15 protein-coding genes are annotated in these 13,706 nt (G+C 68.4%); 5 read left to right on the top strand and 10 right to left on the bottom strand.

The genetic code is table 11. From position 1 onward, the window contains the following. Positions 1 to 12: 12 nt before the first annotated feature. Positions 13 to 405 (top strand): NUDIX domain-containing protein, encoded by a 393-nt coding sequence (locus tag OG707_RS39480; RefSeq protein ID WP_329126786.1) that lies wholly within the window; start codon positions 13 to 15, stop codon positions 403 to 405. A gap of 42 nt (positions 406 to 447) precedes the next feature. Here OG707_RS39480 and OG707_RS39485 read toward each other — a convergent pair whose 3' ends face one another. Continuing rightward, on the bottom strand, positions 448 to 1,257 hold the full coding sequence (locus OG707_RS39485; RefSeq protein WP_329126788.1) for an SDR family NAD(P)-dependent oxidoreductase: 810 nt from the start codon (positions 1,255 to 1,257) through the stop codon (positions 448 to 450). Between the two features lie 99 nt (positions 1,258 to 1,356). On the opposite strand from OG707_RS39485, the gene OG707_RS39490 reads away from it, so the two are divergent. Continuing rightward, positions 1,357 to 1,977 carry a TetR/AcrR family transcriptional regulator gene (locus OG707_RS39490; protein ID WP_329126789.1) on the top strand — a complete coding sequence of 207 codons (621 nt, stop codon included), beginning with the start codon at positions 1,357 to 1,359 and terminating at the stop codon, positions 1,975 to 1,977. Between the two features lie 81 nt (positions 1,978 to 2,058). Here the strand turns inward: OG707_RS39490 and OG707_RS39495 are convergent, their stop codons facing one another. The 7 genes from OG707_RS39495 to OG707_RS39525 form a co-directional block, all read right to left on the bottom strand. Continuing rightward, positions 2,059 to 3,276, bottom strand: coding sequence for a glycoside hydrolase family 64 protein (locus OG707_RS39495; protein ID WP_329126790.1), 1,218 nt, complete (start codon positions 3,274 to 3,276; stop codon positions 2,059 to 2,061). Between the two features lie 165 nt (positions 3,277 to 3,441). Continuing rightward, complete coding sequence (locus tag OG707_RS39500; protein ID WP_329126792.1) at positions 3,442 to 3,834, bottom strand: VOC family protein; 393 nt, start codon at positions 3,832 to 3,834, stop codon at positions 3,442 to 3,444. A gap of 101 nt (positions 3,835 to 3,935) precedes the next feature. After that, positions 3,936 to 4,727 (bottom strand): phosphatase PAP2 family protein, encoded by a 792-nt coding sequence (locus OG707_RS39505; RefSeq protein WP_329126793.1) that lies wholly within the window; start codon positions 4,725 to 4,727, stop codon positions 3,936 to 3,938. Then, on the bottom strand, positions 4,728 to 5,681 hold the full coding sequence (locus OG707_RS39510) for a YihY/virulence factor BrkB family protein (RefSeq protein WP_329126795.1): 954 nt from the start codon (positions 5,679 to 5,681) through the stop codon (positions 4,728 to 4,730). After that, a complete protein-coding gene (locus OG707_RS39515; protein ID WP_443071451.1) occupies positions 5,681 to 7,432 on the bottom strand; it encodes a diacylglycerol kinase family protein in 1,752 nt (583 codons plus the stop codon). The genes OG707_RS39510 and OG707_RS39515 overlap by 1 nt, the downstream gene beginning before the upstream one ends. A gap of 102 nt (positions 7,433 to 7,534) precedes the next feature. Continuing rightward, positions 7,535 to 9,514, bottom strand: coding sequence for a galactose-binding domain-containing protein (locus OG707_RS39520; RefSeq protein WP_329126797.1), 1,980 nt, complete (start codon positions 9,512 to 9,514; stop codon positions 7,535 to 7,537). A gap of 175 nt (positions 9,515 to 9,689) precedes the next feature. After that, positions 9,690 to 10,022: a helix-turn-helix transcriptional regulator gene (locus OG707_RS39525; protein WP_329126799.1), complete on the bottom strand. Its 333-nt coding sequence runs from the start codon at positions 10,020 to 10,022 to the stop codon at positions 9,690 to 9,692. A gap of 138 nt (positions 10,023 to 10,160) precedes the next feature. Here OG707_RS39525 and OG707_RS39530 point away from each other — a divergent pair, with 138 nt between their 5' ends. Beyond that, a complete protein-coding gene (locus tag OG707_RS39530; RefSeq protein WP_329126801.1) occupies positions 10,161 to 10,916 on the top strand; it encodes an ANTAR domain-containing protein in 756 nt (251 codons plus the stop codon). A gap of 17 nt (positions 10,917 to 10,933) precedes the next feature. Here OG707_RS39530 and OG707_RS39535 read toward each other — a convergent pair whose 3' ends face one another. Then, positions 10,934 to 11,581, bottom strand: coding sequence for a DUF4232 domain-containing protein (locus OG707_RS39535; RefSeq protein WP_329126802.1), 648 nt, complete (start codon positions 11,579 to 11,581; stop codon positions 10,934 to 10,936). Between the two features lie 178 nt (positions 11,582 to 11,759). On the opposite strand from OG707_RS39535, the gene OG707_RS39540 reads away from it, so the two are divergent. Both OG707_RS39540 and OG707_RS39545 read left to right on the top strand, forming a co-directional pair. After that, complete coding sequence (locus OG707_RS39540; RefSeq protein ID WP_329126803.1) at positions 11,760 to 12,602, top strand: helix-turn-helix domain-containing protein; 843 nt, start codon at positions 11,760 to 11,762, stop codon at positions 12,600 to 12,602. A 73-nt stretch (positions 12,603 to 12,675) separates the two neighbouring features. After that, positions 12,676 to 13,287 (top strand): dihydrofolate reductase family protein, encoded by a 612-nt coding sequence (locus tag OG707_RS39545; RefSeq protein ID WP_329126805.1) that lies wholly within the window; start codon positions 12,676 to 12,678, stop codon positions 13,285 to 13,287. 39 nt (positions 13,288 to 13,326) lie between these two features. Here OG707_RS39545 and OG707_RS39550 read toward each other — a convergent pair whose 3' ends face one another. Next, the gene (locus tag OG707_RS39550; protein WP_329126806.1) at positions 13,327 to 13,599 is read right to left on the bottom strand and encodes a hypothetical protein; all 273 of its coding nucleotides are present in this window, start codon (positions 13,597 to 13,599) and stop codon (positions 13,327 to 13,329) included. Positions 13,600 to 13,706: the final 107 nt, after the last annotated feature.

Here is a 13,706-nt window from a genome sequence, read left to right on the forward strand (position 1 = left end):
GAGGGGTGCGGGATGGACCAGCGAGAGGCGATCGTCGCGGTGGTGCGCCGAGGGGAGCGGGTCCTCGTCATCCAGCGAGGCCCGCAGGCCCGGCTGCCGGGGTACTGGGCCCCGCTCAGCGGCAAGTTGGAATCTGGTGAAAGCCAGGAGGAAGCCCTGGTCCGGGAGGTTCACGAAGAGGTGGGCCTGAGGGTCTCACCGGTGGCCAAGGTCTGGGAATCGCAGACTGCCGACGGCCTGTTCCGCCTGCACTGGTGGACGGCCGAGGCCGAGGCCGGCGAGGTCGTCATGCATCCGGGCGAAGTGAGTGACGCGCGGTGGGTCACTCCGTCGGAGTTCTCGCGGCTTCAGCCCGTCTTCGCGGCCGACCGTGAGTTCTTCGACCGGGTGCTGCCACAGCTCTGACGTTCGGCTGGATCACGGACCGGCTGCCCGGCCCGGTGCGGGTCAGTTGACAGTGGGGGTGAAGCCGCCGTCGATCCGGAGGTTGGCGCCGTTGATCGAAGCGCCGAGCGGGCTGGCCACCAGCGCGACCAGCGCGGCGATCTCGTCGGGCTCGGTCAGCCGGCCCGAGGGGTTGGCGAGCGGACCGTCGATCAACGCGCGGGTGGCCGCGTCGGCGTCGGAGCCCATCCCGTGGTGCCGGCCGAAGTCCAGTGCGAACTCCCGGAAGCCGTCCGTCGAAGTGGGGCCGGGGCTGATGGTGTTCGCCGTGACTCCGGTGGCGGCCAGGTCCTTGGACAGGCTCACGGTGAGGTTGGCCAGCGCGGCCTTGGCCGCACTGTAGGCGGCCTTCATGGGCAGGGGGAACGGGTGCGCGGCGCTGCCGATCTGGATGATGCGGCCCCATCGGGCCTCGCGCATCGACGGTGCCAGCGCTCCGATCAGGCGTACGGCCGAGGCGACGTTGGTGTCGTAGAGCCCGAGCCACTCGCCGGGTCCGCCTGCGGTCCATCCGCCGTCGTCGCTGCCTGCCGAAGCGGCGTTGTTGACCAGGATGTCGATCCCGCCGAAGGCCGAAGTGGCCTCGGCCGCGACCCGCTGTACGGCCTCGTCGTCGGTCAAGTCGCCCACCACGGCCACCGCCTTGCCTCCGGCAGCGACGACGGCGTCCACGGTGACCTGTGCCCGTGCGGCATCACGTCCGTGGACCACGACGGCGACACCCTCCCGGGCCAGACCGAGAGCGATGGCTCGCCCGATACCGCTGGAACTGCCGGTGACGAGGGCTCGGCGTCCGTGCAACTGAAGCTCCATGCCGTTCTCCTACGGTGATTGTTCATCGGACAGGCTGTCTTTCAAACGACAGATTGTCTTTCGATGGACTGGCTGTCAAGGGAAAGTTAGGATCGGCCCATGGCCCCGCGTAAGTACGAGCAACGTCTCCGCGCAGACGCCGCAGAGGAGACCCGCCGCCGCATCCTCGATGCGGTCTACCAGCGTCTGTGCGAGGCGCCCACCGAGCAGGTGAGCATTGAGCGGGTCGCTGCCATGGCCGGAGTGTCGCGCTCGACGGTCTACTTGGTATTCGGCTCACGCGCCGGGCTGTTCGACGCCCTCGGGGACGATCTGCGGAGCCGCGGCGGATTCGACCGCACTGCCGATGCCGCAGGTCACACGGATGCGCGTGCAGGGCTCCGCGAGGCGATCCGTACCTCGGTGCCGGTCTTCGCCGAGCACCGCCAGGTGCTGCGAGCGCTCTACTCCATGGCTCAGCTCGACCCCGAGAGTGTCGGCGGCGCGGTGCGGCGGATGGGCGAGGCTCGCGCTGCCGGGATGGCCTGGCATGCGCAACGACTCGATGAGCAGGCCGCGTTGCGCGCCGACGTCACCGCCATCGACGCGGCTCATCTTCTGTGGGCGGTTACGGGCTTCGAGTTCTTCGACCAGCTGTACGCGGGACGGTCTCTGCCGGCTGAAGCAGTCGCCGACCTCATGGTCGCCGCAGCAGAACGAGCGGTGTGCGGTCGGGAGTGAACGCGAGGTCCTGATCGGTCTGCTGCGGCGGGCCGCAATCGGCCCGCCGCAGGACGCCGGGGTACGGGACCCCGTCCGTGCTCAGTTGAACGGGTCGAGAGTGATGTAGGCCTGTTGCGGGTTGCTGTCGTTGACCAGGGATTCGTGGGCGCCGACGTCGTCGAAGGCAAAGCCGTAGGCCTTGCCGTCCGCCATCTGGGCGTGGATCTTGCGGGAGTAGTGGTTGGTCACCGTGTCCTGGTAGAAGCCGGCGTCGGAGGTGTCCGGCTGGTTGGGGTTGGTGAGCAGCGTCGAGCGGTTGTAACCGGCGCACAGGGTGCGGGAGATGGGTCCGCGCACCAGGTCGTTGGGTGCGTCGAGGAGTTTGTAGCAGCCGAAGATGCTGTCGGAGTCGGGCTTCTGGAAGGAGGTGACGACCGCGCCCGCTGTGTTCGTGAAGTTCATGGAGTTGCCCGAGACCCGGCCGAAGTACTTGACCGACGGCTGGTCGGCGAACGGCGTCACCGTCAGGGTCTGCGAGGCGTACTTGGTCCAGACCCGGTTGACGTAGTCGCTCAGCACCGTGGCGGGCAGCGCACCGGCCTCGATGCCGTGCCCGGGCGCGAGAGCGCGCAGGATCGTGCCGTCCGAGCGGGTCCTGATGAGATTCGCCCAGCCGCCGGGCTGGTTGCGCAGGGCGTTGAAGAAGCCGTTGTAGCCGCCGGGCTTGAGGTGACCGGTGCTCTTCGTCGTCCCGTTGGGGATCTTCACCCCGACCGCGTAGGGAGCGGAGAACATGTCGACCTGGGTGCTGTTGATCCACAGTCCGGAATCGTTGAGCGTGTACTCGGTCCAGTTGAAGAGGATGTTCACGTTCGGGTCGCTCGGGTTCTGTACGGCGGGCTGTACCAGGCCGCCGGTGGTCAGCTTGAAGACGAGTTTCTGCCCGTAGGAGAAGTAGACGCGTCCGGAGAACTTCGGCATGCGGATCGTCTTCGTCTGCCCGTTGGCGGGGCCGGTGAACGACGCGTCGGGGGCCGGGGTCGGGGGATTGCCTCCGGCCGGCCAGGGATGGAAGGTGCCGTTGACGTCTGCCCAGCCCTGGCGGCCGGTGGCGAGCTCGGTGCCGATGACGTAGACGAACACCTGATCGCCGCGGCCCGAGTTGTTGGTGAGGGTGAGGGGAATGGTCGTGGGAACGGCGGCTTCGGCGGCGGGGACGGACGGCGAAGCGATCAAGAGGGCGGCGGCGACGGCCAGGGCGGCAAGTGCCGCCGACGGCTTTCTGCGCGAGCGGTATGGGGCGCGGTGAGCAGACAAGCTCTTCCTCCTCGGTGGAAGTGCTGTGCTGTGCGGGGGGTTTGCGCGTTGCACCCGTCTTGAGAGCGCTCTCAGGGTGCCCTGAGGAAATTAGTGAATCTTCAGGGACACGTCAATGCATTGGTCCAGACGTTTACGTCGCCGAGCCGTCGCGTGAGTGACTGACTACTGCGGCTGTGTCGCGATCATGATCAGGTTGCCGCAGGTGTCATCGAGGATCGCGGTGGTGACAGGGCCCATCTCCATGGGCTCCTGGGTGAACCGGACGCCGAGGCCGAGCAGTCGCTCGTACTCCGTGTGGACGTTGTCGACGGCGAACTGGGCGAGCGGGATGCCGTCCTTGATGAGCGCGTCGCGGTAGGCCGCGACGGCCGGGTGGCCGGCCGGCTCCAGGAGGATCTCGGTGCCGTCGGGCTCGTCGGGAGAGACGACAGTCAGCCAGCGGTCCGTCTCGCCGACGGGGACGTCGTGCTTCTTCACGAAGCCGAGGATCTCGGTGTAGAAGTGCTCGGCCTTGGCCTGGTCGTCGACGAAGACGCTGGTCAGGTGGATCTTCATGGGGTGCTCATTTCGGGTCGGAACGTGTCGGCAACGATCACACGATAGGCAAGTCCTCTCCGGCCCGGACGCAGGTCGGCTGCTGGCAGACGGGTGAGGCGCTACTGTTCCCGGCCGGAGGGGCCCGGTTCGGGGTGGGCGCCGGTGAGTTCGGGCTCCAGCCCCTGCCGCAACCTGGCGCGCCCGCGGCCCGCGTCGGTGCGCCAGATCTCGAAGGCCCAGGTGGTCAGGGCGACGACGGCGAGGCCCAGGAGCCATCCGCCCACGACATCGCTGAACCAGTGCACGCCGAGCGCGATCCGGGTGAACCCGACACCGAGTACGGACACGACCGCGGCGCACCAGCAGAGCGCCCGCAGGCCGCGCGGCACCAGGGGCAGCAGAACCAGCAGCAGGACGGCGAACGAGGTGGTCGCGGTCATCGCGTGCCCGGAAGGGAAGGAGAAGCCCGGTGCGTGCGCGACAGGGTCCTCCAGCGACGGTCTGGTCCGCTCGACCACCGTCTTGACCAGCAGCCCGACGAGCCCGCCGGTCACGGCCGTCACAGCGGACCAGGCGGCGAGCCGCCAGGCCCGCCGGTACAGCAGCCACACGGTCAGCAGCGCGACGACCGCTCGCAGGTTGACCGGGTCCCACACCCGGTCGGACAGAAGGCGCAGGGTATCCGTCCACGCCGGGTGTTCGAGGGCGGTCTCGTTCAACCGCCGTGCCGCGCCCGCGTCGAGTCGGCGCAGCGGCTGCCAGTGACCTTCGACCAGGACGAGCAGCAAGCCGAAAGGAACGGCGGCGACGGCGGCGACGGCGGCCGAGCCGAGCAGATGGACACCGAATTTACGGTCGGCTTCCCGGCGGCGACGGTCGCGAAGCCGCTGGGCCGTGGCACGGAGCACCATTCAGACCCCCGGGTCGTCTGTGATCGGACCGGGACGCAGTGCTCGCGCGGCCTCCAGCTGGGCGGCGAAGGACAGTCCCAGGAAGAGGGCGATCGAGGTGAGGTAGGCCCAGAGGAGCAGCGACATGAAGGCGCTGAGCGGGCCGTAGACCGTGTCGAAGGAGCCGCTGATGCCCAAGTACAGGCTCAACAGCCAGGTCAGGGCCGTCCACAGTACGAGGTATACGGCGGCGCCGAAGGCCAGCCAGGTGTAGCCGGGCTGTTGGCGCCTGGGGGAGCGGCGGAAGATCGCGCTGGCCGACATGAGGGCGAGCAGCAGGCCGAAGGGCCAGCGCAGGATCTCGCACACCGTCCTGGCGTCGCCGTCGAGGTGATACACCGTCACCGCCGCAGCGGCCACGTCGCCGCCGGCGACCATGACGATGAACCCGAGGCCGAGCGGGATTCCGGCGCTGAGGGACATGACGAGCCCGCGCAGGTACTTCTGGTGGAAGGGGCGGTCCCGTTCGTTGCCGTAGATCCGGTTGGCGCCGCGTTCGATCTGGCACATCGCGGTGGTGACGTTCACCAGGGAGAAGGCGAGGCCGAACCAGAGGGCGAGCTGGGCCCCGTCGCCCGCCGTGCGGCGGCTTCGGGCCAGTGCGTCGTCGACGACGTCCGAACTGGGCCCCTGGGCGATCCGGTGGATGGTCAGTTCGGCGAATCTGCCGATGTTCTCGGAGTGCAGCGCCGTGGAGAGCCCGACGAAGGCGATCGCCAGCGGGATCACCGCCAGCACCGTCTGGAGGGCGAGCGCGCGGGAGTGGCTGAAGCCGTCGGCGTAGCGGAACCGGATGAACGAGTCGCGGAGCAGTGGCCAGCGGCCGTAGCGGCGCAGCGATGTCAGTGCTTCGTCGGCCGAGAGTTCGTCGCCGGCCATGCTGTGGGTCTCGGGGACCTTGGTTGCGGTACCCATCACTTCTCCCGGGCGGGCAGCAGGATGGTGAGGGCGCCGGGCCTGACCTCGGCGGTCAGACGCCGGCCGTGGGACACGGGATCCCCGTCGAGTTCACGGGACTGCGGTGCGGAGAAGGTGAGTTCGGCCCGCCGGAAGGTGCGGAACTCGACGGGAATGCCCTTGGTTCCGCTGCCCCCGGGCGCGTGCGTGTCCACGGTTGTGGGGCGCGTGTTCCGTCCGCGGCGGCGCATCAGGACTCCGAGGGCGCGCATCCAGCCGCCGGGGCCGCGCGGGTCGAGGATCAGCAGGTCGAGGAGTCCGTCGTCGGGCTCGGCCGCCGGGAGGAGCGTGAGACCGCCTTGTACGGTACCGACGTTGGCGACGAGCACCATGCGGGCCGTGCGGCGCAGGACGGCCGCGCCGTCGAGCCGGACCGTCAGCCGCATCCGGGGCGTGCGCAGCGTGGTGAGGGTGGAGAGCGCGTAGGCGGGCCAGCCGACGGCGGACTTCATGCGGTCGCCGGTGTTCTCCAGCATCGCGGCATCGAGCCCGGCCCCTGACATCACGGCGAAGTGGGTGGGGGAGAGGCCGTCGCCCTCGATGCGGCCGAGGTCGAGACGGTGCGGGGCGCCGGACAGTGCGGCATGCAGCGCGTCGGCGGGGGTGAGCGGGAGGCCCAGATTGCGGGCCAGCAGATTGCCGGTGCCGCAGGGCACCACGGCGAGCGGTACGCCACTGCCTGCCAGGGCGTCCGCGGCTGCCCTGACCGTTCCGTCGCCGCCGCACACCACGACCAGGGACGCACCGTCACGGAGCGCGCCGGCCGTCTGGCCGGTGCCGGGGTCGTCGGCGGTGGTCTCGATGAACACCGGTGCACGGTGGCCGTGTTCTTCGAGGATGCCCCGTAGATTCTCGCAGGCCGCTTCGTCGGTCACCGTCGGATTGAAGATCACGGCAGTGCCGCCGGACTCGCGCTCCACGGTCCGGGCCGTCGCGTGTTCGGTCCCGGGCCTGGGCGAGGGGACGGCGGCCACGGACCTGTCGGTGAACAGGGCGCGGCCGACGATCAGCAGGGAAAGGGCGCCGTTGGCCGTGCCGCCGATCACGTCCGTGGGGTGGTGCATACCCCGGTAGAGGCGGGCGGTGCCGACGGCCAGGGGTACGAGGAACAGCAGCGCGGCCAGCGGCCACCGCCAGGGCCTGCGGACCCGGGAGAGTACGAGCACGGCGAGCCCGGCGTAGAGAGCGGTGGCAGCGCCGGTGTGGCCGGAGGTGTAGCTGGACGTGGGCGGGGAGTCGTCGAGGCGGTGCACGTCCGGGCGGGTGCGGTCCACCGACTCCGTGACGATCAGGAACACCAGTGCCTGCAGGGAGACGGCGACGGCGAGGAAGATCGCCTGGCGCCACATCGGCAGCCGGGGAACGAGCAGCAGGGCCAGGCAGCTCAGCAGCGTGATGGCGACCACCGTGAGGGTGTTGCCTGCCTCCGAGCCGACGTACGACAAGGCGTTGAGTGGGGCAGTGCGGATCCGTACGAGGCCCTCGTTGACGTTGTCCTCGGCGGTCAGCGGCCACAGATTGCGTGCGGGGCCGGTGATCAGGAGACCGAATCCCACCACCAGGGCGGCCTGACAGACGGTCAGTGCGCCGATGCGTGCGGCGGTCTTGCCGGTGCCGGGGGGCAGGACGGACATGTGCCGGGACCGGTTCGGTCCACCGGGTCCGTCTCCCCTCGTTCCTGCGTCCTTCTCCGGAACTGCGGTCGGCATCGGGGCTCCCACAGGTCGGTGCCTCGCGGCGGGTTACGGCTGCACGACATGCGCAGCCGGTCCACCTCCGAGTGCCCCCGAAGGGCCGATGCAGGCGTGTCCTCAGGCGCTGTAGACCTCGAGTTCGGAGAGCTGGCCCGCGGGCCAGCCGGTGTTGGCCTCGAAGCTCAGGCGCACGTAGCGGGCGGTGACCGCCGAAGGCAGGCTGACCGTCACGGTGTTGCCGGTCGCAGGGTTGAACGTGCAGTTGAGCGAGGAGAGTTGTGCGGTGGGCGGGGTGGTGGGTCCGGCCTGCACCGAGAGGGTCTGGGTACGAGTGCCCCATGCGGTGGCCGGCGGCAGCTTCAGCACCAGTCGTCTGACGGTGGTGGCGAGGCCGAGGTCGACCTGGAGCCACTGCGGGAAGGCGTTGTTGCTGCTCTCCCAGTAGGTGTTCGGGTTGCCGTCCACCGCGTTGGACGAGCCGTAGATCTGGGTGTGACTGCTCTCCGAAATGGTCTTGCCCAGGGCGAGGTTGGTGCCCGGCTGTGTCTCCGTGTCGGTCGTGACGCCGACCTGGTTGGACTGCGGGGAGACGTTGCCGGCCGCGTCGAGGGCCTGGACGTAGAGTGTGTACGCGGTGGACGGGGTGAGGCCGCTGACGATGGCGGTGGTGACGTTGCCCGCGGTGCTGCCCACTTGGGTGCTGGTCGAGCCGGTGATCCGCATGATCCGGTAGCCGGAGACCCCGCTGTTGTCGGTCGAGGCAGTCCAGGCCAACGAGATGCTGGTGGCGCTGTGCCCGATGACCTGCAGCCCGCCGGGTGCGGTCGGTGGGACGGTGTCCCCGACGCCGACCATGGGCGCGGTGGGGCGCGTTGCCGTCAGTGCGAGCTGCCCCTTGAGCATCCTGCCGCCGTCGCCCGTCAGCCGCAGGTAGTAGTCGGAGGAGCAGGCAGTGCCGTCTTCGTCGAGGGCCAGGAGACCGGAGCCGACGGGCACGAACGCCTGGGACTCCGCGGTCTTGGCGATCTGATTCCCCTCGTTGTACTCGTCGAACATCGAGATGTAGATGCCCTGCACCCCGGCGCGCACCATGTTGTAGAACTGCCGCCACATGAAGTCGCCGTGTGCGCGCTGGCGGAGAGTGACCGCGCCGGGCAGTACGCACGGCTGGTAGTCGATGCCGCGGGCGGAGCATTCGGCGAGATCGGGGACGGTCGCCACGTTGTAGAAGTTGTCGGCGTCCGCGACATTGCCGATGCGGCCCACCATCCACGGCGAGATCATGTCGAACGCGTGGTAGACGTCGCTGAAACCCGGACGGGAGTCCCGGTCGCCGGTCCGCCACCATGTGGGCACGCCGCCGATGACGTAACACCCCTGGGAGCGGAACCAGTTGACGACCTCCAGGCAGGACGCCGCGTCGAACGGCCGCTGATTGTCCGCGAACCCGAAACCCCAGATGCAGACGACGGGCTTGTCGTTCTGTCTCGCGTACGCCGAAGACACGGTGTGCGCCTTCATCCTGTCGGTCCAGTCGGTCTTGATCTCGGACCGCATGTTCGTCCAGTCGGAGACGTCGTACATGACGTAGAACTTCCGGCCGTGGGACTCCGCGGCGCTGCGCACCTTGGTGGCCATGGCGTCGCGGGTCGGACCTTCACTGCCGTTGGGGTTGAAGCGCTGGAGAGCGGCGGTGTCGATGCCGTTCTGCTGCATCCACAGGAAGTGGGTGTCCACGGTCTGCTGGTCGTAGGAGGAGAAGAGGTTCGCGGGCTGGCCGTTGCCCAGGTTCGCGTAGGCGCTGTGGTAGGTGCGGGTGTAGTCCCGTACGTCGGGCCAGGCGACGATGGTGGTGTTGGACGGCGACGGAGGAAGGCCGCCGTTCGCGGAGTAGTGCCACCACGTGTTGATCGGGGCACCGTCGCCGATGCAGGCGAACCAGCCCTGATAGCCGACCGTGACCTTGCCGACCACGTCACCCGGCCCACTCGCGGCCGACGCCCGACCGGCGCCGGCGGCCAGTCCCAGTGCGGCCAGGCCCGCTGCGGCGGAGCCGCTTGCGGACGCAGCAAGGAACCTACGACGAGACACACTCATGTCGGACTCTTTTCCGATCGGCGTCAATGACCTGCAGCGCACTGGGGGTTCGTCGCGGGGGACAGTAACAACGCGGTCAACAGTGCGCAACACTCTGCGCATTGGACGCAAGAATCGGCAATTTCCTCGCAAGAAGCGTTGATTCGTTCTCTTGGCCTTCGTCTCGTGTTCCTCTTCACGAACTTCTGGGCCGGAGCTGTCCGCGTTGCTCGTCGTGCTGGGCCAGGACCGCGAGGAGCGTCGCCACGGTCAGTCCGGCCTCGGCCGGGTGGCGCAGAGGGGTGCCCGATTCGATCTGGTAGGTATTGGAGCGTCCCTGCCGGGTGTGGGAGAGATATCCCGACTCTTCGAGGTCGGCGATGATTCTCTGCACAGCACGGTCGGTGAGTCGGCAGTGCGCGGCGATGTCGCGGATGCGCGTGGAGGGGTCGTCGGCGATCGCGGCCAGCACGCGGGCGTGGTTGGTGAGAAACGTCCATCCAGCATGCGGTTCAGGTACGGAGCCCATCGGGCCAGCGTAGGACGTGCCATTCACGCATACCAATAGGTGAAACAATTTTCCGGTATCGCTTGACGTGCCCGAGGGGCGGACCGAATCTATGGAGTGAGCTGCAAGGCAGACGGGGACACCTCGGGAGCCAACGCCATGCCGGATCACTTTGAACTTGCGCAGGCCCCCGCCGGGGGCATCGTCAACGGCGCAGCACGCGTTGCTGTGTCGTCGTCCAGCTCACCGCCCGTGGAGATCACGGTCCGCCCTGCCGGTGGCCGTCGGCTGGTAGTGGTCACGGGCGAGCTCGACATCCACGCCGACCACCTGCTGTACGGAACGCTGCGCGAGGCGCTGGATCGCTCTCAGAGCGGCGTCGACCTGGACTTGAGCAAGGTCGACTTCTGCGACTGCTCCGGTCTCAACGTCCTGCTGCGCGTCCGCCAGCGCGCTCTCAAGCAAGGGAAAACGGTCACTGTCCATGCCGCCAGCACCCCTGTGGGCAGGCTGCTGGACACCACGCACACCCTGCTGTTGTTCGCCTCTCCCGACTACGTCGGCGACACCGCCCCCGCCCAGAACACGGGTCCCGACATCGCCCCGCACTTCGCCCAGTACCAGGTCCTGCCCGAGGACGCGGTGCAGGACCTGATCGCCGAAGTGATCCAGTTACGACGGGCGATGCAGACCCGGCCGGACATCGACATGGCCCGCGGCCTGCTCATGGCCTCCTTCAGCCTGAGTGCCGAAGACGCGTGGAGCGTCCTGGTCGAGGTCTCGCAGCGCACCAACACCAAACTCCACCAGCTCGCCAAGGACCTGCTGGACACGATCAGCGAAGGACCCCTGCCGGTGCCGCTCCAGCAACAACTCGCCGCAGCGGTAGAGGCCGTTACCCATCGGGCCGCCTAGGACCTGTCCGGGTGCGGTCAGCCGCCCTGGCCGGCGCTGCCGATCGGGCCGACCTTCACCGGAGAGCCGGAGCCGTCCGTGACGGGCAGCGTGGCGCCGCCCGGCCAGTCGAGGGCGACCGTCCTCGTCTCGTTTGGCGGGGTCACCAGCAGACCGGTGACGCGGACGCCGGAGCCGCCAGAAGTGTTCAGCGGGTAACTGATGCCGAAGGCCACCGTCTCACCGTCCTTGAGGACCCCCGGGACGACGGGCTCACCGGATCGCTTCGCGGACAGCGGTCCCGCACTGGTCTTCAGATCGACGCCCGCGTACCCGGAGATCGCACAGGCCTGGCCACCGGTGTTCTTCAGCTCCACCGCAACCGTGCCATCGGTGTCGCCGCCGATCGTGCGCTCCTTCGCCGTGATCTCCAGCTCGTCGGTACGGCACTTGCCGACCTTGCCGTTCCCGTTCGAGGCGCTCCCGGCGTCCGTGTCCTGTCCGCCGGAGCTCTTCCCGGCACCCTGATCGGAACCGCCCGTACCCGAACTGCCCCCCGAGGAAGACGCGGTGGCCGCGGAAGACGGGGCGCTCTGCGCTGTGCCGTCATCACCGTTCTGGCAGGCGGTGAGCGAGAGACCCGCGACAACGGCCAGGGCGGTGAAGGTGAGCTTGTGGACGCGCATCGATTCTTCCTCAGCATTGGATGGAGGCCTGGCCGCTCCGTACGGGACGGATCGAGCAAGCGATTCTGATCACCAGGACCCGCCCGGCCCGGTCTCCCGTTCCACCCGACCGCCCTCTAATACATTCCTGTTACATGCACAGGCCTGCACCTGAACTCAAGGCGGCCACACTGGGTTCATGGAATACGTCGGCCGGGTGCCCGCCCCACCGCTCGACCGGTTCATCGACGACATCTACTGCCTGACCGGTGTGCCGCGGCACCGGCGGATGAACGTCCCGCCCATGCCGTCGGGACACTTGTTCCTTCACCTGGACGGGCCCGTCCGGCTATGGGACTCCGACCTCTCGGTGCCGCCCGCCGTACTCACCGAGGCGTGGTTCATGGGCGTGTGGACCAGGCGCTTCCTCTTCGAGTACCCCAGCTACGTGCGGCTGGTAGGGGTGCACTTCAAGCCCTGGGGGATGTCGCCGTTTCTCGGCATTCCGGCGGCGGAACTGCGTAACCGGTGGGTACCGGTCGACGCTGTCTGGCAACGCTCAGGGGACCGGATGCGAAACCGGGTCGGCGACGTCACGTCCGCCGCCGAGACCCTGCGTGTGCTGGAAGAGGAGCTGCGGTCGCGACTCGCCCAGGCCCCGGCGCGCGGTCTCGACCTGGTCCAGCACACGGGCCTGCGTCTGGAGACCGCACACGGCACGGTCCCGGTCGGATCACTGGCCGAGGCCGCCGGAGTGAGTGGCAATCACCTGGCCGACATGTTCAAGCAGCATGTCGGAGTCACCCCCAAGCGGATGGCGCGGATCTACCGCTTCGCGCGGCTGATTGTCTCCGTGGACGCCCTGCGCCCCGTCGACTGGTCGAGACTCGCCCAGGCCGCGGGCTACTTCGACCACGCCCACTTCAGCAGGGAGTTCAAGGACTTCACCGGACACACACCGACGGATTACCTGGACCTGCGACGTAGGTTCCCCCTCCCGCCGGCCGGGCCACAGGACCTCGGCCCGATGCCGTCCGATTGATTTCTTACATGCCCGGATGCGATCGGTGCGAAAGGATTGCGGCACAGCTGCAAGGCACTTCCGAGGAGAGCCCATGGGCAAGGTCATCATGCACAGTGTGGTGTCGGTGGACGGCTTCATCGCCGATGACAAAGGCGAGGTCGGGCCGCTTCACGACTGGTACTTCAGCGGGGACGTCCCGATCGTCGTGGGCGGGGGCGAGCAGTACGACCACTCCGGTGACAGCAGCGGCATCAAGGTCTCGCGCGCGTCGGCGGAGTACGTGCGGTCGACGTGGGAGTCGATCGGTTCGATCGTGATGGGGCGCAACCTGTTCGACCAGGTGAACGGCTGGGAGGGCAAGCCGCCTGCGGGCGACCACGTGGTCGTGGTGTCCCACCGGCCCAAGCCCGAAGGGTGGCACCCCGAGGCGTCCTGTCATTTCGTGGACGGCGCAACGGCTGCGCTCGACAAGGCCCGGGAACTCGCAGGGGAACGGATCGTCGCGGTCAACGCCGGCGATGCGGGCGCCCAGATCCTCGCGGCCGGCCTCGTGGACGAGGTGGCGATGGATGTGGTCCCGGTGGTCTTCGGATCCGGCAGGCGCTACTTCGGCGGCATCCAGGGACAGCACCTGCTGGAGGACCCGCATGTGGTCATCCAGGGAGACAGGGTGCTCCACTTGCGGTTCAAGGTTCGTCGCTAGCCTGAAGTACAGCCGCTACGGACGCTGAGCTGCGCCGATCTACGGGGAGTCCTGCGCCGCGTCGGGGAGAGGTTGCACGCGGTCGGGTGCCTTCTGGATCGGATGGAGCGTTACTCCTCGGTTCTCCAGGGACCAGTCCGTGTCGTCCTGACCGAGCGCGATCGCGGCAGCGGAGAACTTTTCCGGGTCGAGATGGTAGGCGCCGTCCTCGTCCGGTTCCGTCTGCATGACCGCGTTGGTGATCGGGACCGAGACGTACCGTTCCTCAACAGTCGTGCGCTGCAGTCTGACTGACACCGAGTAAGTCGCCATGATCTCCCCCTGATTCCGTTCCGGTGGACACCAGCTTCGAAGATCGGCGCTGCCCAGTACACCCTCTGGCGTCTCCCGTGACGGGGGACGCCCGCTCAATATCTGTG

It is taken from the genome of Streptomyces sp. NBC_01465 (genome assembly GCF_036227325.1).
GTDB lineage: Bacteria > Actinomycetota > Actinomycetes > Streptomycetales > Streptomycetaceae > Streptomyces.